Below are 23421 nucleotides of genomic sequence, written 5' to 3'. Positions count from 1 at the left end.
TGTGGCTAAAATTGCTTAAAAAACTTAATCACAGTCAACCGTTTTTGTTTTACTGGAAAAGGTAACCGGCTTATTAATTTTTGCCGTACTGACAAAACAATAGGGGTAGGTTAACGCCCCATCCACACCACACGCCCCACCCGGCTCTTTGTCGACGTAATTTACGGTAATCGCTTCATCGCTCTCTCGGATTTCGGTTATCGCCACGCTGTGGCCGCCAGAGGTTTTCATACCCGAATACACGGCAAGTACCGTCCTAGTATCAAAATCCACATGGGGAGGACTATCCTGGGAGTTTAGATCGGCACTCATGTAGCGCTCTAGGTACCGATGAGGGTCATTAATCACTTCAGTTTCGGGCTCCTTTATCGAGGAGTTTCCCGGCACGGTCGGACAGGCCAGCGAGGTAAACGTCACGCTTGAATCATCGCGCTTATCATCACTCCCACAACTTGCCAGAGCGGTGCAGATAAATATTAAAGGTAATCGTTTACAAAATATCATGTAGCATTCCTGCTCGTGTTGCCCATCCTCGCCCCCTCCCGATAGACACCGAACCCTAGGGGTGACAACGCTCAACAAGTTCGAACAGCCTAATCAATCGCCTCCAGCGCTTCGGTCAAATTACTTACACCAACCACCTCAAACCCCGGAATAGTTTTTTGCGGCGCATTGCCTGCCGGCACAATCGCGCGCTTAAAACCGTGTTTAGAGGCTTCGCGCAAACGCTCCTGACCACTGGGTACGGGACGAATTTCGCCAGCCAAGCCGACCTCGCCGAATACCATTAGATCCCGTGGTAATGGGCGGTCACGAAAGCTGGATACAATCGCCAACAACAACGCCAAGTCAGCGCTGGTTTCAGCGACGCGTACGCCGCCGACGACGTTGACGAATACATCTTGATCACCCACCATGATGCCGCCGTGGCGGTGTAATACGGCGAGCAACATCGATAGGCGGTTTTGATCGAGCCCCACGGCTACCCGCCGCGGATTACCTAAATGGCTGTCGTCTACCAGCGCTTGGATCTCGACCAGCAACGGGCGGGTGCCCTCCCACATCACCATCACCACCGAGCCGGATGAGACATCCTCACCGCGTTGCAAGAAAATCGCCGAGGGGTTGCTGACCTCTTTCATACCTTGCTCGGTCATGGCAAATACGCCCAATTCGTTAACCGCGCCAAAGCGGTTTTTGCTACCGCGCAGGGTTCGAAAGCGTGAGTCGTGTGAGCCCTCTAATAAAATCGAGCAATCGATCATATGCTCTAGCACTTTGGGGCCGGCCAGCGAGCCGTCTTTAGTCACGTGGCCCACCAAAATAACGACTGTGCCGGTTTGCTTGGCAAAGCGGGTTAAAAAAGCCGCCGCCTCGCGCACTTGCGATACCGAACCGGGCGCCGATTGGATATCGCTTAAATGCACCACCTGAATCGAATCCACCACCAATACTTTAGGTCGAACTTTTTCGGCGCTCATACAAATAAGTTCGACGCTAGTTTCGCTGAGCATTTGCAGTTTATCGGTGGGCAGCCCCAAGCGTTTTGCGCGCATGGCCACTTGCTGCAACGATTCTTCACCGGTAACGTAAAGCGCGGGCGTTGACTCGGCAAGCTTACACAGCGTTTGCAACAACAGCGTACTTTTACCCGCCCCCGGATGACCGCCAATTAACACCACCGAGCCGGGCACTAAGCCGCCCCCCAACACCCGGTCAAACTCACCAGTACCACTCGAAAGGCGCGGTAAATCCTCTAAGCTAATCTCGGCCAAAGTTTGTACTTGCGCTTGGGTGCTGCCAGCATAACCCGAGAATTCTGCGCCCCGTGCACCCCCTTTAGGCGCAGGGCCAAGCTTCATCTCAACCACAGAGTTCCAGGTGCCGCACTCGCTGCACTGACCCTGCCACTTACCAAAATCGGCACCACACTCGTTGCACACAAACGCTGTTTTACTTTTTGCCACACTCACTCCGTTAAATTACTTAATTGCCGGGTTACGTTCGCTACAGACCTTGCTCTTTGCGATATTGCGAGGGCGTTTTACCCACCTGTTTTTTAAAAATCGCGTTAAAGGTTGATTTGCTGGTAAAACCAGACTCAGCCAATATTTGCAGCATCGTCCAGTGTTGTTTATCAGGCTCTTTTAATAAATGCTTAGTCTGCTCCACCCGATAACTGTTAATAAACTCAAAAAAGTTTTTGCCAAAATGCTGATTTAAAATGCGCGACAGCGTGCGCTCGGGCAACGATAAGCGCTTGGCTAACAACTCGAGCGATATGTCGGCTGACAAGTAGGGCTTATCGGTGTGCATGTACTCACTCACCCGTGTCACTTGCTCGGGTTTATAGGGTTCGGGCTCGCCGCCGGTGGGCTCGGCACCTAGGCCGCCAAACAAGTGCGTATAACGGATGCTAATAAACACCAATGCGTTAACAAAGATAAACGCCATATAGTGGCTGGCGATACCCAGGATATTGGATAGCCCCTCCCCCACCCGCTCACCCAGCAAGTGCACCGTAAGCTTCCAAAGCGCGATAAACATAAAACCGAGCACCACCCACAGTAACCAGCGCCGCTCGCTAACCTCGACGTTGGCGTAGCGCTCTAACAGCTGGCGCCGGTAGTGCCACAGCAGCCACAAGCTAGCGCCACCATAGGCCAGTACGCTTAAGTGCCACACGGTCATAAAGTGGGTCATCAACGGCGTCCACATAAACGCCAAATCGGCCATTGCCGCAATTTTGTCGGCCCGGGGCAAAACGTAATAGTGGCTGATTAACAGGACGCCAGCAATCAGCGCGGGCAGCAGATGCAAGAGATAGCGCTTGCGAATGGGCCGCTGCTTATAGAGCACGCTCGCCACAAACCCATACAGTAACGGCCCCTGCAGCCAGTAGCTAAAACTACCCAAAAACAACAAATTGGGGTGCCAGTTAAGCACGGCCTGACGCAACGTATTGCTCCAAATAAACAGAGTATCCAGTTCTTGTACGGCGGTTATAAGCAACATGGCCGCTAATAGGCACACGCTAATATCGCCCTTGCGCCGGGTGACCAGCAGCAAGATCGCGAGCATCACATACTGTGAGGCCGCCAGCACCAAAACTAAATCGTGAATATTAAACAGCAGAGAGTCGTGGCTCAAAGTGATGTCTCTTATTGTAGTGACCCCGGCATCAACAAGCCCACAGAGGGCGCGGCCAGGGTGTCCGAGTTAGAAATACCGAAAGTCGGACGCGCCAAGTTCACGATTCATCGGCCATTCGGGCGCTCCGCTCATGCGCCGGCATTATGGTAAACCTGTGGCGGATACAACAATCACCTTGCCGCTTAGCACAGCGTACAGGTACGCCACCCACAAAGCTTAGACCTGTCGTCCGTTCCCACAGGGCGCTCGCCGGTCAGGCTATAAGACTAAGACAGATAATAACGAGAGGTCAAAGATGCTACAGAATATTTATCGCTCTATCGCACTGACTACCGCCGGTATCGCACTGTTGGCGAGCACTCACGCCAGCGCCCAATCGGGCTATTTTAAAGATGATTTTAGCTGGGGCTTTAACAGCAGTATTTGGCAAGCCCGCAGCGGCAGTAATGGCACACCTTTTGGTTGCACGTTTGACCCGAGCATGATCAACCCCAGCTCCCATGGCATCACGCTAAGTGTAACACCGGGCCAGTGCGCCGAGCTACGCACCAACCAAAACCTCGGTTATGGCAAAATACAAGGCAGCTTAAAAACCGGCAACGCACCCGGCACCGTAGCCTCGATTTTTACCTATACCTCTTGGTACGACACACCCGGGCGCCCCTGGCAGGAGATTGACATTGAGTTTCTGCCAAGCTTGGGCAATGTCGTTCATACTAACGTTATTTACCAACCCCAAGGCGGCACCTACGAGAGCTGGGAGCAAGACATCGACTTAGGGCAGTACGGCCTAAACATCACCCAAGATCTGGTCACCATCGGCTTTGATTGGTCCAGCTGGAAAATTGAGTGGTATGTGTACGATGCTTGGGGTAACCAGCAAGTGATCCGCACTCTGTACAAAGATAATGGCGATGGCTATGTGGCCAATAACGAAATCCCCCAGTACGCTTGGCCTCAGGATCCAACCCGCATCATGCTCAACCACTGGCATGGCGACAACTCAGCATCTGGTATGTACTTTCCACAAGAGTACTTCTGGGAAAACACGTGGGCCTATTACGATTATTTGGAGTATGTGCCCCACTAACTTCTACGCTTAAACATTAGCACCCACAATGGCAGGGGCGGCTTAACGCTGCACCTGCCATTGTGCCGATAGACATATTAATAACAGGTCTCACTATGCAAACCCAGCTTGAACCCAAGTGGTCGAAACTGTTTTTACGTACCGGTTTAATCGCCAGCATTAGCGTGTTAACCGCTTGCGGCAGCAGCGGCGGCACTAAGTCAGAGCCCCCCACAGCGTCATCCAGCGCTAGCAGCGTAGCCTCTAGCAGCTCAACCTCTAGCGATGCGTCGAGCAGCATCGCATCCAGTGCTAGTAGTAGCTCAGTTTCTAGCGGTGTTGCATCCAGCAGCTCTGAGGCCGGCGGGTGCGCACCAGACGTGGCGGCCACCATCGGCACAACCACTACCCGGCTTGAGGCCGAGCACTACAGCAGTTGCAGCGAGCAAAGCAAAACCACCGAGGCCGACGATGCGCTTTCGGGCGGGCTTGCTATTAGCGACACCGGCAGCTCCCTAGATTACCGGGTCGATGTGCAAACCTCGGGGCTATACACCGTGACCTACCGGGCACGTGCCAGCAACAGCAGTAGCCGTTGGGCGTTAGCGGCCGGCGGACAAACAATAAGCAACAGTGAGGTCGAGCTGGCCGCGAGCGAAGCGCCCGAGTGGCAAGATGTAAGCACAGCAGCGGTGTATTTGACCGACGGCCCACAAACCATAGCGCTAAACTTTGCCCAAGCAGGCGCCGCGCTCGATTACCTAGAGTTGCACTACGATGAGCCGACCCAGTACACGCCCCACGAGGCGGTAGCGCAAATGGGCATTGGCATTAACCTTGGCAACACGCTCGATGCCTACCCCAACGAAGGCGACTGGGCACCGGCGGCGCAAGAGTCTTACCTAATCGCGTTTGCCGATGCAGGCTTTGACCACGTGCGCATACCCGCCACCTGGGACAACCACACAGCCACCAGCGAGCCTTACGCGGTAGACACATCGCGCATGGACCGTACCGAGCAGGTGGTAGACTGGGCCTTGGCCCAAGGCTACTACGTTGTGTTAAACGCCCACCACGAGATCTGGCTAAAGCAGGATTACCAAAACGCCGCCAACCGCGAGCGCTTTGACGCCATTTGGACACAGATTGCCGAGCGTTTTGCGCACAAGTCGGCGCGCTTGGTGTTTGAGATCCTCAACGAGCCAAACGGTATGACGCCCGCACAAAGCAATGACTTAAACCCGCGCATACTGGATATTATCCGAGCCAACAACCCCGACCGACTGGTTGTGATTGCCGGTAGTGGCTATACCCCGGTGGATACTTTGGCCGATATTGAGCTGCCTGCCGACAATAAGCTTATTGCCAACTTTCACTCCTACGACCCATGGGAGTTTGCCGGCCAATGCACCCGAGACTGGGGCACAACGGCAGATAAAAACGAGCTAGAAAGCGTATACCAAACCGCCAGCACCTGGGCACAAACCAACGAGGTGCCGGTAACCGTTAATGAATTTGGCGCAGCCCACGAAGATTACGAACACCCTGAGAACATTTGCAACCAAGCCGACCGGTTAGAATATTTACGCGCTCACGTTAACTTTGCCACTCAGTATGGTATCGCCGCTACCGTGTGGGACGATAACGGCTCGTTTGGTGTGTACAACCGAGAGCAAGGCAGCTGGGGGCCAGAGAAAGATATTCTGGTGGCGCCAAACCCTTAACGTCAGCCTCAACGCATCAAGTCAACCAAAATCCGGACGCCCACCGTCCGGTTTTTTATGGGCGATCTGCGGCCACTTACCCGACGTTAGCGCGCGGCAACTCGAAAGAAAAACAAGTGCCCGCGCCCTCCTCCGAGGTCACCGAGATTTGGCACTGGTGTAGATCCAATATGCGCTTAACAATGGCGAGTCCAAGGCCGGTGCCCTCGCCCTGCGCAAATCGCTGGCCTTTGGCTTGATAATAGCGCTCAAAAATACGTGGCAGTTTATCTTTGGCCACGCCGACGCCGGTGTCGGCCACATCGACCGCCACACCGTTATCGCCCGCCGCTAACGATACGGTAATACTGCCGCCGTCGGGGGTGTAACATAAAGCGTTGTCGATTAAGTTTTCAAACACACGCTCCATTAACGCAATATCGGCGGTTACCGCATAAGGGCGCCGCGCTAAATCGGCATTGACGGTAATATTGCGCTGGCTGGCTTTAAGCTCAAATTTTTGCAAAACATCTTGTAATAGCTCGGCCAACAAAAAGGTTTCGCAACTCAGCTCGGTGCGGCCGGTGTCCAGCTTGCTTAGCTCAAACAGCTCTTGCACTAATTTGGTTAAGCGCCGGCAGTGCGTGTAAGCAATTTTTAAATAACGGGTGCGTTCGACGTCACTGAGTTTTTCGTCACGAATGGCCAAAGTCTCTAAGTAACCCTGCATCGATGCCAAAGGCGTACGCAAATCGTGCGAGACATTAGATACTAATTCGCGCCGCAGCCGGTCGGTTTGCTCTAGCCGCTGTAATTGATCGTGAATTTTTGCTTGCATGCGGTGAAAGGTATCGTGCAAATAGGCAATCTCATCACCGGATGCAGCGCCACTGTGCGCGACATTCAGCTCCACACGCTGAAAGTTTTGCATATCACGGGCAAGGCGGCGCAAGGGCTTGGTCATCGCCGCAAAAATTAACACCGCGGTTATCAATGCAAAAAGCACGATGGCAATTAACCCGCCTAAACTTAAACGCAACACGTAACTCTCGGTTAAGGAGTCGCGCAGCGATTGGTACAACTTGCCGCCCAGCACCACATATAAATAACCCACACGCTGACCATCGTCTTCAACCGGCCAAGCCGAGAACACCTTGTCTGTTCGGCCGGTGCGCGGATCGGTGCCGGTAATCGGCAGCGGGCGCTCATCATTCAACCACGCTTCAATGGGCGCCACATCAATACGCGGCTGGACCAGCTCGGACTCAGGAAAAGCGTGGTCCAGGATTTTTCCCGAGGCATCCGTTAGGTACACCTCGACAATGGGGTTAACCACCATCACCAACTCGGCCAGCTCTTGCATGGCGGCGTGGTTCACTACACCGTTATCAATCAAAGGCGCACGATTGACAATATACATCCCCAAACTGCGATTTAGGCTTTGGGTCATCTCTTGGTAGTAGCGGTTGCTGCTCCAGTACACCAACACTAAATAGGCCACGCCGATGCTGGCAAACAACACGATAAGTACCAGCGACATACGCGCATAAAGCGTGCTAAACCAGCGGCTCACGGGGTCACCTCGGCGCACGGCTCGCCACAAAATTTATACCCTACCCCCCACACAGTTTTTAAATAGTACGGCTCGGCAGGGTTGTGCTCTATTTTGCCGCGCAGCCGATTAATATGGCTGTTTACGGTGTGCTCGTAACCATCGTGGCCATACCCCCACACCGCATCCAGCAACTCCGAGCGGCGAAACACGCGCCCTGGGTGCGAGACAAAATACCACATAAGTTCAAATTCGCGGGCGGTTAACTCGACCGGCTCACCATTAACGCTTACGCTGCGCTGCGCTTGATCGATATGCAAGCCCTCTACGGTGATGACCTGCGCGGGTTTGTTAGCGGGGGTCTTATTGTGCTCGGCGCGGCGCAACAGTGCCTTGACGCGCGCCATCAGCTCCAACGTGCTAAAGGGTTTGGTGAGGTAGTCATCGGCGCCCAGCTCTAAGCCCAACACTCGGTCCAGCTCGGTGGAGCGCGAGGTTAATATAAGCACCGGGGTAAGTACGCCCTGACTGCGTAATTCGCGACAGATATCCAGGCCATCGATGCCCGGCAGCGATAGATCCAACACAATAGCGTGCCAGGTTTGCCGCAGCGCCAGCGGTAACGCATCGTCGCCACGGTGGCACACCTCAACCTCGGCATCCAGCTCAGACAAATGCATCCGGATCAGCTCGGCCAGATCTTGTTCGTCCTCCACCACCAAAAAACGTTTGCGCGCCTGAGGCTGGGGTGGTTTTTTATTAACGTAGGCTAAACGGACATTATCGACCATGGGCAGTCCTCGCTCGCAAAATGGCAACCAGAGGTGAATAACAAACAGACGCACCCGCGTGGCGAATGTTACAAAATTCACCACGCGGGCGCGCAAGCCCAAAAACTGATGCCGTGACAGCCCCGCAAAGCACGGCCACAGCCCCGCGCTTACTGCATGCGCGTTATCTCTACTTGCATCACAGGGTTGTCAAAGCGCTGGGCCTCGCTTAATGCCGAGCTCGCCATCCCGTCATCAAACGATACCACGCCACTGTGCAGCCTAAGTTCGTCGACGAAGTCATCGCGTTCGGCATTAAAGCCTTCTTGCAAGCCACCGGCGGCAGCCGGACCAATAATGGTATCGGCGCTTTCGCTATTACGCTCTGTGCCGGTATCGTAGCTTAGGGTCTCAAAGGTAATGGTGTCATCTACTTGCAGCCCCCCGAGGTCTTTGCCGCTGAGCATAGTAATACCGTCGTTGGTATTCGCCAGCATGGAGACTAGCCCAATATACATACCCTCGGGCGAATCGGTGCCCGTATTTACCTCTAGCGTCATGGTCTGACTTAAACCCGGCATCAAGGGTCCGCCTTCGGCAGAGCGTGCCAGATAAACATGTTCGCTGCCCATGGCGGCGTCCAGTAACTGGCTATTGTCGCCACTTTCAGCTAACACCTCTAACGCTACGCTGACCGGCTCACCAATTTTTGCCATCTGAAACTCGCCATCAAAAACCATAGCGGCCAGTGGTGACAACGGCTGACCGCGAGTCATATTGGTAATGTTAACCGCATAGGTAAACGTCATGGATTCAGGTTCAGGCATCGGCTCAGGGGTAGGCGTCATCCCCATAGGGCTGTCGTCATCGTCGCTACCGCAACCGGCCAAAGCCAGTGTCAGAACGCACAAACCCGCGATTAGATATTGTTTGTTCATAGCGGTCTCCTTACTCTACGGTGATAGTGACGCGGGCAACGGGGTTTAACCAACGGTGGCGGGTGGCGTCGATATCGCTACCGCCTGCAACGCTGTCGGTATCGCCCAACACGCCGCGGTGAATATGCACAAACCCCTCTGCTTCGCCGGGCATTCCGGTACCGTTATTGCCCAGCTGAAGGTCTAGCGGTGGCGGCACGGGCATTCCCGGCTCGCCCGGCATCCCACTGCCACGCAGTTCATCGTTGGCCTCGGTGCCGGCATCGTAGCCTTTAAGCATGTACTGATAGGTGCCCGGTTCAGTAGGCAGCCACATAGCATCCAACCCCACAAAACCATCGTTAGTCGGCAGCAACATAGCCACAATTGAAAGGTGATTATTATCGGGGGCATCGTCATTGTTAAACATGGCGGTCGCAGATGCGCCAGCCGCCAACAGCCCTCCCGCGGGGTTGGCGACAGCAATACCACCAAGGCCATCTATCTCGCCCACCAAAGGCTCAATGTTGCCACCCTCAGCCATCGTCTGCAGCGGTAACGAGGCCTCACCACCCACGGCAAACAAGTGGTTCTCTGCCGGGTGCGCGGCCACCAGTAATGGGGTAAAAAACGTGCTGCGTGTTAGGTTTTGAATTTCGACAGTGTACTCAGCGCCGTTAGCGCCCGTGGCGGCCAGTATCATTAAGCTCGCCAGTGCAGATAATCTCTTCATCGTGTTCTCCCTGTTCGACATAAATATGGAATACGGCAGAAATAATGCCGATAACCCATTGTCAGGGGAGCACACAGTCGAATCCTCACAGAAGTATCACGAGCTGATCACGTTTTACTAAAAACTGCACATTTACGCAGAGAATTACGCCAAAATTTTAATTCAGCGCGCAAACAACCCTTACGGCCCCTCGCTAACCGACGCGGTACCTCCATTCACTCGCTGCAGGTGAAGGTTGCGAACTACCCGGATTGCAGGACGCACAGTAAACAAAACCGAACCAACTAAAAAGAACCAAGTGGCGGCATACTCTGTCTCGGCTTTAAAAAACAACACACTTCCCACGATAAATAAAACACCGGCCAGCAAATCATTTATTGCGTAAAAAAAGTCATACCGGGAGCTAATCTCAATATGCCGCGGACTTAAGTGTGGCAATCGCCGGTCAAACAAACTGAATCTAAACACAAAGGCTCCTATATCTAGTGGTGGGAAACTCCCACATTCACCGTCACCATAAACGCTCTGGCACTGATCCTGCTTAAGCCTATGAACGAACATTAATTATGAACATGCGTAAAAAACAAAGACAAGCCTTGATGAGGCTAAGGAGACACAATGGCAATGGTACCCAAAACAATGGATGAACTGTTATCCGCCATTGAACAATTTCACACCGGCTTAGCGGCACACTTGGTGGACTGCGCCGATAGCGGCGCACCGGAGCGCGAGCAACTGTTGTTAAACTATCTTGCAACGCACGAGCAAAAACTCGCCGAAACTCTGGCTTTTTTCCGCCAACAAGAAGCGCTGGGGCCACTCAACACGTGGTTTTACGCTTATACTGACCGCCACCCAATCACCTTGCGCGACCCGCGTGAGGCCGACTTTAAAAACTTAGACTGCGAAAAAATTTGTGCGGAAATCAGTGATACCCATGCACAACTGGTGGATTTGTATGAACATTTGCACGAACGTGCCGAATGCGAATCCAGCCGCCGCACACTAGCGCAGCTGCTGAATATTGAAAAAAGCAATGCGAAGCTATTAGCTCGCGAGGCGGTGCGAGCCCAAGAGATGTAAATATTACAGACTTTGTCAGCAGTGCATCGGCTGGCGTAGCCCGCTAGCCTGCCGACGTTAATCACTCAGAGGGCGACTCAACCAATGCGGGGCCCCGCATCCACAAGGTGCCTCCCATCGTCATAACAACCGAAATCTCTACTTCCACCACTTGGGCATCTTTTGGTTCCGGTACATTAAATTTAACATGATATCGATGCCACTGAGCCAGACCCGACGTCTCCACTATCGGCTCACTTTTAAAGAATAAGTTCGAACTGCCCATCATGGCAGGAGTGCCCTTTCTTAAGCCTCGAACTTTTACGGCTACAGAAGGCGGCTCCATCGGCTCACCATACTCTTCTGTATACTCGGCCTTCACATCCACCGAGAACTCCAGCGTTTTACCCAGCAGCGGCTCGATATCCTTTTTACGGTACCGCTGGCTTATTTTTCCCCACGGCTCAACGCCGACTCTGGTAAGCGCCAAGACGCTCTCATCGACACTAACACGATAAGAAGTATTACTGGCGTGCTGAAAAAGCTTCCAATCAGCCATCTCACCACTGTCGTTCGCAACAAACAACGGGTTCTTTATATAGCCCGAGTCCGGTGCGACATAAGGCTTAGCAATGTTCGACTCACTCTTCGGCTTCTCATCAACGCCCTTCTCGCAACCAACCATACTGCAAGCCAAAACAAATAAAAGTCCCAAGTTTTTCAAAAACGCCAAAAGATTCTCCTTGCGCGCTTACCTGCTTATTGTATAAGCGCATAGTATTTTAAGTAACCCAACCAATTAACTACTACTGCGAAGCCGCGATAAGATTGAAAAAAAACCTAAAACTAGCATGATACAGCAAAACTCAGCATCAGATTAAGTACATTTCACTTCGCAGAGAAGCGACTAGAGCAAGGAGTATAGAACCATTGTATGGCCGCCGATTGACACCAAAACCCTTCGCAACCCAATCTTGAACGCGCCGAACTTGTCAAATCGTTAAATAGCCTCTTTGCGAGGTTCATCATCGTATTGCTTGTCCATAGCCCCTCCACTTGGGCAGTTTATTATCAATCATAAAACCGTCCTCAATATCGTGGGAAGTCCATATAATTATACAGGGTGTTTACTTTTCATGGGTAACTTGGGTATCTAACGCTTCAATCAGCCGACGCGTTAGCGGTCGGCTGTACTGATTTGTTAAGCTTTTCGCCTTGCTCGAGCAAGATAAGCATTTCTTTTGCGACCAATGCAGCAGGTGGCAAAAACATCGTTGACACTATACGTGCATCTATAATGACCTCATGCTTATCGGCAACATTGTCTTTATTGATTGCTAGTGCACCGTTTTTACGAAGCTGATCTTCAACGAGAAATGACAGCAAAGTACCCTGCTTAGCCCAAGACTTTTCCACTTCCGTCGAGTTAGGGAAGCCCGCAACTCGCTTTCCCTGAACCAAAAACTTGCCATTTTTTAGTTTTACATTCGCAAAAGCGCCCGCTCCGTGACCACTACTCCCGATCACCCCACCGCCTTCATAAATTTTCGCCATTATATCAAGTAGCTTTTGATTCGAAGCCACGTCAAACAGCGTCCCGTAGCCCCCACCGATAAAGACAGCCGCATAATCCTCAGGGTTAACCTGACTCGGATTCAGTGAGCTACTAGCCCTGTCCAAAAAACCTTCATACTTTATTGTGTAACTGCTGATACCGAGGGGGTCCATCATAAATGGCACTACTCCTCCGGCCGGAGAAGCAAAATCAACTGCATAGCCATGAGAAATAAAGATATGGTACGGAGGTGCGTACTCCCAAAGGTTATTTCTAGCGTCATGCTTATCAGAGTCGCCCATATCCTCCAGATTTGAGGCTATGATCAGAATCTTTTTACCGTCGCCTGCTTGGGCTGGCAGAGCAAAGCCGATAAAGATGATGCCCAATGCTAAAACTACATTTTTCATATTCATTCCATTGATTTAGATTATGCCCAGAATTAGGCTTAACGTCCCACTCACCTTCGCGTTCTGTAATGAACGTTTTTACGTAAAATGAGGCGCAGAGGCATGCAAAACCTAGCAGCGCAGCACGCGCCAGCGTGTTGTGGCTTGTTATGCAATTTATTTTTCTCTAAGCACCGTTCTTACTTTACTGCCATCCTTTAGAGATACTCTTTTCATTACTCCACCACCCTCTGTACCATTCCATATAATGAAAGCCATAATATAGTAATCTCCAGGATGCACATTAGAAAATGAAAATCTGTTTTCCGAATCACACGTGCTCTTAATTACTAGGTCATGATACAACTTATGATCCGGAGTAAATTTAGGCGGATTTTCCTTTATAAGAATTTGTCCGCTTTTATTGCTGCCGTAAGTCTTATAAATTCTTTCATCCGAGTAATCTGAAACTGGCAAAAGCTCGACGCTAAACGCAGAACAACCTTTGTAGCTTCCATCCTCAAGCTTAATGTACGCCTCCCCCTCAACGATTGCAGCTCCTTCTTTCTTTACCCAAGAAATTTCATCAGGATCAAACTTGCTCTCAACCTCAATAATATCTGACGACAATGCCTGTTGAGAAAACAAGCCTACGGTTAATAAAAAAACTACTTCTTGAAAAAATTTTCTCTTCATGATTTGTTTCCTCGACGATTCATGACGCCCCAAAAAGGGGAATATTTTGCGTTTTGAGCGCAGCGAAGCATAATATCTCCCGCCGCATTGGTTCGTTAAATTTTCATGCATAGAATTTTATCGGACCAAAGAAAATAAACAGTAAAGCAATGCCAAGCCCTGCCACAGCCCCGCCATAGCCACCAGCAATAAGAGGGCGGCTCTTATTGAAGGCGATATGAATGGACGGAATTATTACAACAAAAAACACCAACACCGCGACGAGCCAGTCATGCAAGATAATCCCAGCACCAAATGCCATCAGGGAAGAAACGATGAAGGATATACAAAATATCTTGCGCAAACCCATGATCACCATTCTAACGCCGCCAACAGCTGCGGCTTTGTAGTTGGTTGGTGTTGCACTAGCGTAGCGTCAAGCGCATAAGCCAAGCAACGGAAAATCCGTCAGATGCTTGGCTTTGTTAGAGGCTTCGGCAGTTTAAGGTATTTTTATCGCAAACCTTAAAGTGCTCATTAGCCTCTTTTATTAATATTTCAGCTTTTTCTTTATCACATGGCAACAAGCGCGCTTGCCCGTATTGATCGGAATTTAGAACTGCTAACTCCATATCAGGGAAATCAATAGTAGCTTTACCTGGCATATCCTTATTGATCAAGGAATAGGTATCTTTGCCTGACTTTACCAGCTGCCCCTCTGTCATTTGATAGGTGTTGTAGTAATCGCCTGACTTCTTATCCTTAACCTGTAGCTTCGTATATATCTGATATTTATCTTCTTCTGGTGAGAAGTGGTATATGTATCCATCGCAACCATAAGACCAGTAAATTGAACTGATATTTTGACCCAAGCAAATCGACGGAACCAAGATAATAAACGCTAGTACTGTCTTCATTGGTTGCCCCTAACGCCGCGGTTTGGGGCTGACATGGAGCGCCAGCGGAATGGCAGTCCCAGCCGAAGGCGACAACACCGCCTTGTTATGTGTTTGCACGACGAGCCCCCACTATAGCAAACCAAAACAGCGCAACACCCGATAGAACAACGCCTAATGCAGTGTGATTTGGTTCAATACTTTGCACGTAAATTAGCGGCGCTCCCGCCATTATTAATGAAACAAATAAGTATGCGATTTGTGGACACCTATTTGAACAACTGATCCTTTTACGCCAGGCATTTAGTAGAAAAGTGCCTGCCGGTATGAAAACAATCATTAGAACTTCAAAGATTCCAATATTCATTTATTACACATAACGAGACCGTAGAAATACATTTTTCACAAACATACACCACAGCCGTCTTCTTTGATTTTTGTTTGATCATCATTCAACCACATTCGCTTAACATAATCACCTATTCTGCGCGGTGCAGCTTAGGTGGTTGTGGATAAGGCTGTGGTTAAGCAATCGCGCCGTAATTCGCTAATTTCTCAATGTTATGCACTAAACAGAATAACCGCCATTGCCCCTGAACTTTCGTTTTTCCACGCAACGAGAACCGGTTAAGCCTCTTTTGCGTACCCATGTTCGCAAAAACCGGCTCGACGGTAGACATACGATGGCCGTATATCGCCTTTCCGTATCGGCTGTCCACTCGTCGCTTCATCCAGTCGGTCGCAGTGCGACCATTGGTGTAGGTAATAGAAACCTGCCGACCGTGCCCCTCTCGCGTATCCGCCGAACTTGGGTTGCGCATACACTGGTGTTTGAGTTCGCAGTGGCGACAGTCAGTCAGCTTTCCTTCAAAGAACAATTTACGTTTTTCATCCGAGATAATGACTTCATTTTTCAACCACATCTCTTTGCCGGCTGGACAGCGACACGTTTTCTTCTTTCTATTAAAGATAAATTCTCTAGCAGGAATTACAGCCTTCACGCCTTTTACCGTGTCTCGGTGGCGCTTGCCGTATTTGTCTTTCTGTTGGGCGAAGATCTTGTCTCGTGAGCGGAACTGATTGTCGGGAATATACGCATTAACACCTTCACGGCGAAGGTATTCATTGTTCTCATCGTTCGAGAAGCCGGTGTCGGCGGTAATAATCGCTTGATCTTTGAGAATGTCCGGGCTGATGCCGGTGCGGGCGTAGCGTTGTTTAATGCCGCTGAGCATGGGCTCTAGTGTGTGGTGCTCCTGGCCTTCGCCAAACGCTTGCGCTTCAATAATGATTTGATGTTTCTTATCCACTGCAGCGACACCGTTATAGCCTTGGATAGTGCCCTTACTGGTGGTCATCTTAGCCGATTCATTATCGGTGATATTGCTTTTGACTTCTTTTGGTTTTTTACCCTGCCCCATCCGTGGGGTTGCCGTCTTTAGGAACTTGTCGATCCTTTCGAACTCCTGTCCGAGCGTCACTGATGCGCTTTCCAGCTGCTTTTTTCTTTCTCGCTCGGCGGGCTTTCGGCCATCCAGCTTTTTATGCTCTTTCAGGCACGCTCGAATTTTTCGTTGTATTTTGTCACGCTTGGCCTCCAGCTCAGGCAAGGTGCCGGAGTGCTCCTTCGCGTCATTGGAAGACATGTTACAACCATCAATGGCAAACAACTCATTGCCCAGAAGCCCCTGCTCGTCACACACCAAAAGAACCTGTTCAAAGACAGACTCGATCGCCTCCGGGTAGCGACTCACAAAGCTCGCAATGCCGGTAAAATGAGGGACTGAGTCGCAGGAAAGGGCTTTGAAAATAATATTATGCTCGCACTGCCACTGAATCTCTCGGCTCGACGTAATGCCTTTGGCATAGGCGAACAAAATAATCTTTAGAAGAATGGCGGGGTCATACGCCGAGCGACCACCGGCATCGTTATTATAATGTTCGTGGAAAGCTGAGAGGTCGATATGTTGATCGATCAGGTGGTGTAACGTAAATTCAAACGTATTTGGCTGAATTTGCTCTTCGAAATTAATCACAACCATGGCATCTTGGCTGTAGTTATACTTTTTGAAGTTTGGCATGGCAATGATCCCTTATGCGATGGCAAATTTTAGCAAAAAACACCTATTTTTTGGAGTTTTTCTACAGTCTCAACGCCCAAAGCACAGGCGAGCGATAGCGAGTCCAGCCCGCGATTTTTGCGGGCGATTGTGCCTTTGTTTGTTAGGCATTTAGATGGCACCGGATAAGGAGCTGTAAACTGCATTGGGTTTTTTGGACAAACAAACCACTAAGGCTGATTTTTTTGGAGGACTACTTTTACCTAGTGAAGCATGGGAAACGATAAGGCTTGAATTCACCCAATACAACCTATACCGACCCGTACCTCCATTCTCATACAATGCTCTTATTAAAAACATTTTTTCATTATCCAAACACTGAAAATCAACGTAACCAAAATACTCATTTATATTTCTAATTAAATAGTTGGAGTCGGACAACCAATATTCTGCGGTCCCCAACTTGGAAGCTGGCACCTCAAAATATGATTTGACCGGAACTTCAATTCGCTCAACGTCTGCATTTATTCTCCCTGAATAAGGAGAAAGCCAGCTATCTTGAGCTGACACATTGTTTATCGAAAATAAATAAGCTAAAGATATTATTGCTATACGTTTCATATACCTATGCCTAACGCAGCCAACAGCTGCGGCTTTGTAGTTGGTTGGTGTTGCGCTAGCCTAGCGTCAAGCGCATAAGCCAAGCAACGGAAAAGCCGTCAGATGCTTGGCTTTGTTAGAGGCTTGTGCAGTTTAAGGTATTTTTATCGCAAACCTTAAAGTGCGCATTAGCCTCTTTTATTAATAGTTCAGCTTTTTCTTTATCACATGGCCACAAGCGCGCTTGCCCGTATTGATCAGAACTTAGAACTGCCAACTCCATATCAGAGAAATCAATAGTAGCTTTGCCTGGCATATCCTTATTGATCAAGGAATAGGTATCTTTGCCTGACTTTACCAGCTGCCCCTCTGTCATTTGATAGGAGTTGTAGTAATCGCCTGACTTCTTATCCTTAACCTGTAGCTTCGTATATATCTGATATTTATCTTCTTCTGGTGAGAAGTGGTATATGTATCCGTCGCAACCATAAGACCAGTAAATTGAACTGATATTTTGGCCCAAGCAAATCGACGGAACCAAGATAATAAACGCTAGCACTTTCTTCATTGGCTGGCCCTCTAACGCCCGGTTTAGGGGCGGCTGGAGCGAAGCGTAAGCCGTCCCGCCGCGTTTAGCGGCTTTACTAAAACCGCTGGTTAATAAAGCTGGCCTCCCAAATGCGCCGGAGCTACTCTGCGCAGCACTAGCGTAGCCAGAGGTTGGCCGAAGGAATTGAAAAGGAGGGGGAATTTGAAGCCGCTCCTTGCTTCCTGACGGTAAACCTTATTCAGTGCCAACTTGCCCAATTCTGACACCAATGTCCAGCCCCAAGCCAAAAAATATAGATTGTTGGATCTGCCTCAAAGAACCGCTATAGGAACACAGCCTGAAGCACGAACCAGCTTATTAACGCCGCCAACACGGGCGGCCGAAACATAGTGTAGGCCGTCCTGCCCGCGATTTTTGCGGGAATTCGTGCTTGGCTTTGTTATATGCTGCATACATTATTAACATGAGTCAGCTGTTCAACTGGCACTTGAGACTTTAGGTTACGGATAATTTGATGGATATGTATGTACCTATCAAGCCTATGGTTTCCATAACGAACTGCCGCAACATCATAATCATATTTGGGATCACTAAAGTAGTTTCCATTAAATACTTTGTAATCATTAAATCTGTTATCTAATTCAATATTGAAGACCTTTAACATAGATATTTGTTCAGAGCTAAGAGAAACATTCGCTGTTTCGATTAGACAGGAAACCTCTCTCATATATGAGGCAATTTCAACCCTTGATTCGTAGAGAGCCTTATCCCTTTCATGGCTAGAGATTGACTTGGTAAGCTCGGCCATTTCACCTGATGTAATCCTCGCTTCAGTAAAAGCTAAAACAGCAATAACCGTACTTATCAGGCTCATACGATCTGAGGCCCCCAAAGAAGCCAGCCACCTTTTAATTTTGATAATTGTCGGAAATTGCTTTTCGAAGTCGATATTCATGATTTCATAACGCTGAAGTAACCGGCGCCGGAGCGCAGCGGAGGGAACCCAAAAAGCGGCACGCTTTTTGGGTGTCCGGTTGACTGCCTTGTTACGGCTGATCACCGCCACCGCCGTTCGTAACGTGGATTGGCACGACCATATCTCCTTTCAGTATTCCGAGCATTCCCTTGCGAATGAGATGCTGGTCTTTCTCAACGTCTACATACCCCTGAGGGATATAACTTGTGTTCTTGATGTGTTCTTTATCAAAGTCGTAGTTCAAAGCCTGTGCCATGGAGTAGAGCAAATCAAGAAACAGATCGTTTCTCTTGGCATATTTAACATCGTCTGGAGTCCGGTAATCTCCAAGGTTATCAAGATATAGTTTCCAAGCAGCAACAACCGAACGATCTTTCTTATTCCTGCTGTAAAACTCAACGTCTATCATGTTGAGAGCTTCAATATGGGCTGGATTCATCACTGTTGAGCGAGTCCTCATTAGAGTTTTGAAAACCCATTCTTTGCCCGCATGTTTTTGACGCCGACGCTCTAAATACTGACTTACTTGGACAGCTACGATTGGCCCAAGAAATATTGCGATTAAGGTTAGGATTTCCACAAGTTCTCCCGGTTTCTATGGGCCGTAACGCCGCCATAAAACGCGCGACGACAGGAGCGTCGTAGGCCGCGCATTTTGCGGCCGGTTTTTGATGGCCTTGTTAAATTGCATTCACTCCAATCCTTTACCGAATAGTTTTGAAAGCAATGAAACAATACCACGCTCACTATGACCAGCGCGACTTGAGACAAAGTAATTACGAATACCAAAAAACAACCCTATAAGACCGCAAGCTACACCCAACCATTTAAACCAATGAATTCGGCGACCGAAAACGGCCTCTAGCATTGGATAGAATCTACTGGTTTCTTGAGCTAACAGCTTTGATTCAAACCACGCCGGAGCGATGAAATAGAACATCACAAATGTAACCGCACCAAATAAAACTGCGCCCCACCAAGGAAGCCGAGATCCTATAAAAACAGAATCTGAAACGATTGAATTTCTAGATCTACCTCGCCTATATCGTCTTCCCATGACGGGCCCTCTGGAGCAATTTAACGCCCAAAGCAACGGCCGAGCTGTAATCCCCCCATTTTTAACCGAAGCTAAAAGTAGAAGGCTATGCGGCTAACGCCAGTTTTTGTATTGGCGTTATGCCACCCAAGGCCATGTTCGGCCTTTCGTTGTTATAAGTCCACAACCAGTTGGTAGCGTGTTGCTGAACCTCTTCGATGCAACTGAAGAGGTATTGCCCCAGCCAGTCATAGCGAACTGTGCGGTTGTAGCGTTCGATATAAGCATTCTGCTGTGGGTTGCCGGGCTGGATAAACTCCAACTCAACACCACGGTTTTCCGCCCAAGTCGCCAATAAACCGCTAATGTACTCGGGACCGTTGTCACAACGTAGCTGCTTGGGCTTGCCGCGCCATTCAATGATCTGATCCAAGGCGCGTATTACCCGCGCTGCCGGTAAGGAAAAGTCCACTTCGATCGCCAAGCCTTCACGATTAAAGTCATCAATCACATTGAATAGCCGGTAACTTCGACCATCTTCAAGCTGGTCGTGCATAAAGTCCATTGACCAGCAGTCATTCACAGCCTCGGGCACCGATAACGCTTCCGGTTTCTCTCTCACAAGCCGCTTCTTCGGCTTGATGCGCAGATTAAGTTCTAACGCCTTGTATATCCGGTAAACACGCTTGTGGTTCCAGCCATAGCCCTTGACGTTTCTCAGGTACAGATAACAGAGCCCAAAACCCCAGTTGCGCTGATTATGGGTTAACCGGATCAACCAATCGGCAATCTCGGCGTTTTCGCTGCTGAGTTTGGGCTGATAGCGGTAGCAGGTATCACTGATGCCAACGGCCGCACAAGCCACACGTATACTGGCGCCTTTGTGCTTAACTGCATCCTGCGCCACCTCTTTGAGTCGAGATGGCTTCACCACTTTTTTTGAAGCGCTTCCTGGACAATCTCGGCCTTCAGGCGCTCTTCAGCGTACATCTTCTTTAAACGCCGGTTTTCCTCCTGCAGCTCCTTGAGCCTGGCCATCATAGAAGCGTCCATTCCGCCGTACTTGCTGCGCCACTTGTAGAAGGTGGCAGAGCTCATGCCGTGCTCGCGACACAGCTCTGGGACCGGGGTTCCGGCCTCAGCTTGCTTAAGAATGGCCATGATCTGGCTATCTGAATACTTCGACTTTTTCATGCAAAATCTCCTGCGCAAATAATACGAGAAAATTCTACTTTTGGCCCCTGTTAATTTCTGGGGGGATTACAAAGTGACACAAGGGATAACAGAGACACTTCATTTCGGTACTCATAAAACCCTGCCCTTGCTTTTTCCTACACCTAAATTATAACTGTATATAACTGGGTCTTCCCCTATTCGGGTGGAATCATAGCCATCTCCTCACTCTCCATCTAAAATACCAAGCTCGAATTTGTCATATTTGATCCTTGGACAACTAATGGACGAGCTATCACTTTACGAGAGCATTCTTGGGCTTCAAGAGCCTTGGGCAGTTGAGCATGTCGAGCTGTCTAAGGACGGGGTGGTCCATGTCTACACCGAGCACGACCGGGATGCTGAGACCCTATGCCCTGAGTGCGGTTGCGCATGTCCCCGGTACGATACCCGCGATAAGAGTTGGCGGCACCTAGACACTTGCCAGTTTCAGACCATTGTTCATGGCGCTGTACCCAGAGCAAAATGCCCCGAGCACGGTGTTTTGCAGGTCAATGTCCCGTGGGCCGAAAGAAATTCACGCTTTACGTTACTGTTCGAAGCAATGGCGATTCAGTGGCTTAAAGAGGCCAGCATTAACGCAGTGAGCCGCCGCCTTGGGCTGAGCTGGAACGCCACTGATGGAATTATGCGTCGTGCCGTGGCGCGGGGGCTTTCGGCCCGTGAGTCGGTGGACTACCAGCATATAGCCGTGGATGAAGTTAGTAGCAAGAAAGGCCACAAATACATAACCATTGTCTCCAATGAATCAGGCCAGGTCGTCGATGTCCAGGATGACCGCTCAAAGAGCAGCCTTGCGGCCTTCTATACGAGCTTATCGGAGCGAGAACTCGACTCAATTCAAACCGTTAGCATGGACATGTCGCCGGCCTACCTTTCGGCCACCAAAGAACATGTGGATGGCTGGGAACAAAAAATCTGCTTTGATAAATTCCACGTAGCGATGGATTTAAACAAAGCCGTCGATTCTGTCAGAAAGGGAGAGATGCGGTTCGCCCCAGCTGATCAAAGAAGGCCTTTGCACCTATCCCGCTTTAACTGGTTGCGCTCCGAAGGTAAGTTAAAAAGCCATCACTGGGACACTATCAACTCACTGTCTAAAGTGGCAAAGAAAACCGCTCGAGCATGGGCAATTAGGCAATACGCCATGCAGTTATGGAACTATTCTACTCGAGGTTGGGCTCAGAGAGCTTGGGCTCGTTGGTACGGATGGGCGGCCCGCTCCAGGCTAACTCCGATTAAAACAGTGGCGGCTAGCATTAAGAAGAATCTCTGGGGAATCATCAACGCGATCGTTCATAGAAAAAGCAATGCTGGAGCAGAAAGTATCAATAGCAGAATAAAACTGTTGAAGGTACGTGCGCGAGGATTCAGAAATAAGGAACGGTTTAAGACGGCCATACTGTTTCAATTGGGAGGGCTGTGTTTAATTCCCGCCCACCTGAATTAGGGAAGACCCATATAACTACAGCAAGGGAGCAGTTTATGAAGCGTTCACTCTTTATTGAACGGGTTAGATCCGAACTTCGTACCCGCCACTACAGCTTGCAAACCGAAAAGACTTATCTGTATTGGATTCGGCATTTCATATTATTCAATGATAAACGACACCCCGAGGTGATGGGCAACGCTGATATTGAACGATTTCTTAGTTACCTGGCAGTTAACCGGAAGGTTAGTGCTGCCACACAAAATCAGGCTTTATGTGCCATTGTGTTTCTATACCGCTACATCATTCAGCGAGACACTGAGAACTTGAGCTATGGCTTCGCAAAACGGCCCCAAAATGTGCCGACCGTACTGGCGCCCAATGAGGTCACGGCCATACTAAACCAGTTGAAGGGTAAATATTGGTTGATTACCGCCTTACTCTACGGTTGCGGTTTTCGCATACATGAAGCTCTGTCTCTGCGAATTAAAGATATCGACCCTCATAATCGCTCTATTTTTATTTTCCGGGGTAAGGGCCGAAAAGATCGCTACACATTGTTACCTGAAATATTGGTTGCTTCAATACAGCATCAAATGCAAGAGGCACAACATGTTCATGAAGCCGACCTTGCTGAAGGCTATGGTTCTACTTCGGTGCCGCCAGCGTTATACCGCAAATATGGTAAAGCGTTAACCGATTTCGCCTGGCAATACCTCTTTCCCTCGACAACTCGTTGCCAGCATCCCTATGACAATTATATCTGCAGGCATCATCTACACAGTACCGCCTATGCCAAACATTTACGAAAGGCCGTTAAAGCCAGCAATATTCATAAACGCGTAACAGCGCATACCTTTCGCCATTCGTTTGCCACAAATTTACTGTTAAATGGCAGTGACATACGCACAGTACAGGAGTTATTAGGGCATTCTGACTTGAGAACCACTGAGATATATACCCATGTCATTGGGGAGCGTCGTGCCGGCACTAGAAGCCCTGTCGACTCTTTATTTTAGCGATAACACACAAGCGCAAACGGACGTCTCAAACTTTGCTAGTG

The 23421-nt window shown here is 49.7% G+C and carries 24 protein-coding genes; 5 read left to right on the top strand and 19 right to left on the bottom strand.

Annotated elements, in window-relative coordinates:
* Positions 1-24: 24 nt before the first annotated feature.
* The 3 genes from ACGHAD_RS02375 to ACGHAD_RS02365 form a co-directional block, all read right to left on the bottom strand.
* Positions 25-504 carry a protease complex subunit PrcB family protein gene (locus ACGHAD_RS02375; RefSeq protein ID WP_339617845.1) on the bottom strand — a complete coding sequence of 160 codons (480 nt, stop codon included), beginning with the start codon at positions 502-504 and terminating at the stop codon, positions 25-27.
* An 89-nt stretch (positions 505-593) separates the two neighbouring features.
* The gene (radA, locus tag ACGHAD_RS02370) at positions 594-1967 is read right to left on the bottom strand and encodes a DNA repair protein RadA (protein ID WP_339617844.1); all 1374 of its coding nucleotides are present in this window, start codon (positions 1965-1967) and stop codon (positions 594-596) included.
* 40 nt (positions 1968-2007) lie between these two features.
* Complete coding sequence (locus ACGHAD_RS02365; protein ID WP_339617843.1) at positions 2008-3150, bottom strand: helix-turn-helix domain-containing protein; 1143 nt, start codon at positions 3148-3150, stop codon at positions 2008-2010.
* A 298-nt stretch (positions 3151-3448) separates the two neighbouring features.
* On the opposite strand from ACGHAD_RS02365, the gene ACGHAD_RS02360 reads away from it, so the two are divergent.
* Both ACGHAD_RS02360 and ACGHAD_RS02355 read left to right on the top strand, forming a co-directional pair.
* On the top strand, positions 3449-4243 hold the full coding sequence (locus tag ACGHAD_RS02360) for a family 16 glycosylhydrolase (RefSeq protein WP_339617842.1): 795 nt from the start codon (positions 3449-3451) through the stop codon (positions 4241-4243).
* Positions 4244-4338: 95 nt separating this feature from the next.
* Complete coding sequence (locus tag ACGHAD_RS02355) at positions 4339-5946, top strand: cellulase family glycosylhydrolase (RefSeq protein WP_382417030.1); 1608 nt, start codon at positions 4339-4341, stop codon at positions 5944-5946.
* Positions 5947-6022: 76 nt separating this feature from the next.
* On the opposite strand, the gene ACGHAD_RS02350 is transcribed toward ACGHAD_RS02355, so the two are convergent.
* The 5 genes from ACGHAD_RS02350 to ACGHAD_RS02330 form a co-directional block, all read right to left on the bottom strand.
* Entirely contained in the window at positions 6023-7498 is a 1476-nt protein-coding gene (locus tag ACGHAD_RS02350) for an ATP-binding protein (RefSeq protein WP_382417032.1), read from the bottom strand.
* Positions 7495-8268, bottom strand: coding sequence for a response regulator transcription factor (locus ACGHAD_RS02345; protein WP_339617839.1), 774 nt, complete (start codon positions 8266-8268; stop codon positions 7495-7497). The genes ACGHAD_RS02350 and ACGHAD_RS02345 overlap by 4 nt, the downstream gene beginning before the upstream one ends.
* A 149-nt stretch (positions 8269-8417) precedes the next feature.
* Complete coding sequence (locus tag ACGHAD_RS02340; protein ID WP_382417034.1) at positions 8418-9185, bottom strand: spondin domain-containing protein; 768 nt, start codon at positions 9183-9185, stop codon at positions 8418-8420.
* A gap of 10 nt (positions 9186-9195) precedes the next feature.
* Complete coding sequence (locus tag ACGHAD_RS02335; RefSeq protein ID WP_382417036.1) at positions 9196-9897, bottom strand: spondin domain-containing protein; 702 nt, start codon at positions 9895-9897, stop codon at positions 9196-9198.
* A 180-nt stretch (positions 9898-10077) separates the two neighbouring features.
* Complete coding sequence (locus ACGHAD_RS02330) at positions 10078-10365, bottom strand: YrhK family protein (protein ID WP_339617836.1); 288 nt, start codon at positions 10363-10365, stop codon at positions 10078-10080.
* A 150-nt stretch (positions 10366-10515) separates the two neighbouring features.
* On the opposite strand from ACGHAD_RS02330, the gene ACGHAD_RS02325 reads away from it, so the two are divergent.
* Complete coding sequence (locus tag ACGHAD_RS02325) at positions 10516-10980, top strand: hypothetical protein (protein ID WP_339617835.1); 465 nt, start codon at positions 10516-10518, stop codon at positions 10978-10980.
* Between the two features lie 61 nt (positions 10981-11041).
* On the opposite strand, the gene ACGHAD_RS02320 is transcribed toward ACGHAD_RS02325, so the two are convergent.
* The 11 genes from ACGHAD_RS02320 to ACGHAD_RS02270 all read right to left on the bottom strand — a co-directional run bounded on the left by ACGHAD_RS02320 (position 11042) and on the right by ACGHAD_RS02270 (position 20890).
* Complete coding sequence (locus ACGHAD_RS02320; protein WP_382417039.1) at positions 11042-11692, bottom strand: hypothetical protein; 651 nt, start codon at positions 11690-11692, stop codon at positions 11042-11044.
* 428 nt (positions 11693-12120) lie between these two features.
* The gene (locus ACGHAD_RS02315; protein ID WP_382417041.1) at positions 12121-12924 is read right to left on the bottom strand and encodes a type 1 glutamine amidotransferase domain-containing protein; all 804 of its coding nucleotides are present in this window, start codon (positions 12922-12924) and stop codon (positions 12121-12123) included.
* A 156-nt stretch (positions 12925-13080) separates the two neighbouring features.
* Positions 13081-13599, bottom strand: coding sequence for a hypothetical protein (locus tag ACGHAD_RS02310; RefSeq protein WP_382417043.1), 519 nt, complete (start codon positions 13597-13599; stop codon positions 13081-13083).
* Between the two features lie 103 nt (positions 13600-13702).
* On the bottom strand, positions 13703-13957 hold the full coding sequence (locus ACGHAD_RS02305; protein ID WP_382417045.1) for a hypothetical protein: 255 nt from the start codon (positions 13955-13957) through the stop codon (positions 13703-13705).
* 106 nt (positions 13958-14063) lie between these two features.
* Positions 14064-14495 carry a hypothetical protein gene (locus tag ACGHAD_RS02300; RefSeq protein ID WP_390403241.1) on the bottom strand — a complete coding sequence of 144 codons (432 nt, stop codon included), beginning with the start codon at positions 14493-14495 and terminating at the stop codon, positions 14064-14066.
* Positions 14496-14998: 503 nt separating this feature from the next.
* Positions 14999-16555 carry a transposase gene (locus ACGHAD_RS02295; protein ID WP_390402740.1) on the bottom strand — a complete coding sequence of 519 codons (1557 nt, stop codon included), beginning with the start codon at positions 16553-16555 and terminating at the stop codon, positions 14999-15001.
* A gap of 150 nt (positions 16556-16705) precedes the next feature.
* A complete protein-coding gene (locus ACGHAD_RS02290) occupies positions 16706-17155 on the bottom strand; it encodes a hypothetical protein (RefSeq protein ID WP_382417047.1) in 450 nt (149 codons plus the stop codon).
* 115 nt (positions 17156-17270) lie between these two features.
* A complete protein-coding gene (locus ACGHAD_RS02285) occupies positions 17271-17702 on the bottom strand; it encodes a hypothetical protein (RefSeq protein WP_390403238.1) in 432 nt (143 codons plus the stop codon).
* Between the two features lie 421 nt (positions 17703-18123).
* Entirely contained in the window at positions 18124-18744 is a 621-nt protein-coding gene (locus ACGHAD_RS02280; RefSeq protein WP_382417051.1) for a hypothetical protein, read from the bottom strand.
* A complete protein-coding gene (locus ACGHAD_RS02275) occupies positions 18731-19240 on the bottom strand; it encodes a DUF6680 family protein (protein ID WP_382417053.1) in 510 nt (169 codons plus the stop codon). Before ACGHAD_RS02275 ends, ACGHAD_RS02280 begins: the two co-directional genes overlap by 14 nt.
* Before the next feature lie 562 nt (positions 19241-19802).
* A protein-coding gene (locus tag ACGHAD_RS02270) for an IS3 family transposase (protein ID WP_390402929.1) occupies positions 19803-20890 on the bottom strand; the annotation gives its coding sequence in 2 pieces (ribosomal slippage) (positions 19803-20638 and positions 20638-20890; 1089 coding nt in all).
* Between the two features lie 262 nt (positions 20891-21152).
* Here ACGHAD_RS02270 and ACGHAD_RS02265 point away from each other — a divergent pair.
* Both ACGHAD_RS02265 and ACGHAD_RS02260 read left to right on the top strand, forming a co-directional pair.
* Positions 21153-22379 carry an ISL3 family transposase gene (locus ACGHAD_RS02265; RefSeq protein ID WP_382417069.1) on the top strand — a complete coding sequence of 409 codons (1227 nt, stop codon included), beginning with the start codon at positions 21153-21155 and terminating at the stop codon, positions 22377-22379.
* A gap of 35 nt (positions 22380-22414) precedes the next feature.
* Positions 22415-23377: an integron integrase gene (locus ACGHAD_RS02260; RefSeq protein WP_382416938.1), complete on the top strand. Its 963-nt coding sequence runs from the start codon at positions 22415-22417 to the stop codon at positions 23375-23377.
* Positions 23378-23421: the final 44 nt, after the last annotated feature.

This window comes from Gilvimarinus japonicus (genome assembly GCF_042847215.1).
GTDB classification, from domain to species: Bacteria; Pseudomonadota; Gammaproteobacteria; order Pseudomonadales; family Cellvibrionaceae; genus Gilvimarinus; species Gilvimarinus japonicus.
The sequence above is the reverse complement of the archived record's forward strand: the minus strand, read 5'-3'. Positions and strand labels throughout refer to the sequence as shown.

Bases quoted from the DNA above. Each gene is read 5' to 3' on its own strand.
- ACGHAD_RS02375 (WP_339617845.1), bottom strand. From the start codon at position 504: ATGATATTTTGTAAACGATTACCTTTAATATTTATCTGCACCGCTCTG.
- ACGHAD_RS02360 (WP_339617842.1), top strand. From the start codon at position 3,449: ATGCTACAGAATATTTATCGCTCTATCGCACTGACTACCGCCGGTATC.
- ACGHAD_RS02355 (WP_382417030.1), top strand. From the start codon at position 4,339: ATGCAAACCCAGCTTGAACCCAAGTGGTCGAAACTGTTTTTACGTACC.
- ACGHAD_RS02345 (WP_339617839.1), bottom strand. From the start codon at position 8,268: ATGGTCGATAATGTCCGTTTAGCCTACGTTAATAAAAAACCACCCCAG.
- ACGHAD_RS02340 (WP_382417034.1), bottom strand. From the start codon at position 9,185: ATGAACAAACAATATCTAATCGCGGGTTTGTGCGTTCTGACACTGGCT.
- ACGHAD_RS02335 (WP_382417036.1), bottom strand. From the start codon at position 9,897: ATGAAGAGATTATCTGCACTGGCGAGCTTAATGATACTGGCCGCCACG.
- ACGHAD_RS02325 (WP_339617835.1), top strand. From the start codon at position 10,516: ATGGCAATGGTACCCAAAACAATGGATGAACTGTTATCCGCCATTGAA.
- ACGHAD_RS02315 (WP_382417041.1), bottom strand. From the start codon at position 12,924: ATGAAAAATGTAGTTTTAGCATTGGGCATCATCTTTATCGGCTTTGCT.
- ACGHAD_RS02310 (WP_382417043.1), bottom strand. From the start codon at position 13,599: ATGAAGAGAAAATTTTTTCAAGAAGTAGTTTTTTTATTAACCGTAGGC.
- ACGHAD_RS02305 (WP_382417045.1), bottom strand. From the start codon at position 13,957: ATGGTGATCATGGGTTTGCGCAAGATATTTTGTATATCCTTCATCGTT.
- ACGHAD_RS02300 (WP_390403241.1), bottom strand. From the start codon at position 14,495: ATGAAGACAGTACTAGCGTTTATTATCTTGGTTCCGTCGATTTGCTTG.
- ACGHAD_RS02295 (WP_390402740.1), bottom strand. From the start codon at position 16,555: ATGCCAAACTTCAAAAAGTATAACTACAGCCAAGATGCCATGGTTGTG.
- ACGHAD_RS02290 (WP_382417047.1), bottom strand. From the start codon at position 17,155: ATGAAACGTATAGCAATAATATCTTTAGCTTATTTATTTTCGATAAAC.
- ACGHAD_RS02285 (WP_390403238.1), bottom strand. From the start codon at position 17,702: ATGAAGAAAGTGCTAGCGTTTATTATCTTGGTTCCGTCGATTTGCTTG.
- ACGHAD_RS02265 (WP_382417069.1), top strand. From the start codon at position 21,153: ATGGACGAGCTATCACTTTACGAGAGCATTCTTGGGCTTCAAGAGCCT.
- ACGHAD_RS02260 (WP_382416938.1), top strand. From the start codon at position 22,415: ATGAAGCGTTCACTCTTTATTGAACGGGTTAGATCCGAACTTCGTACC.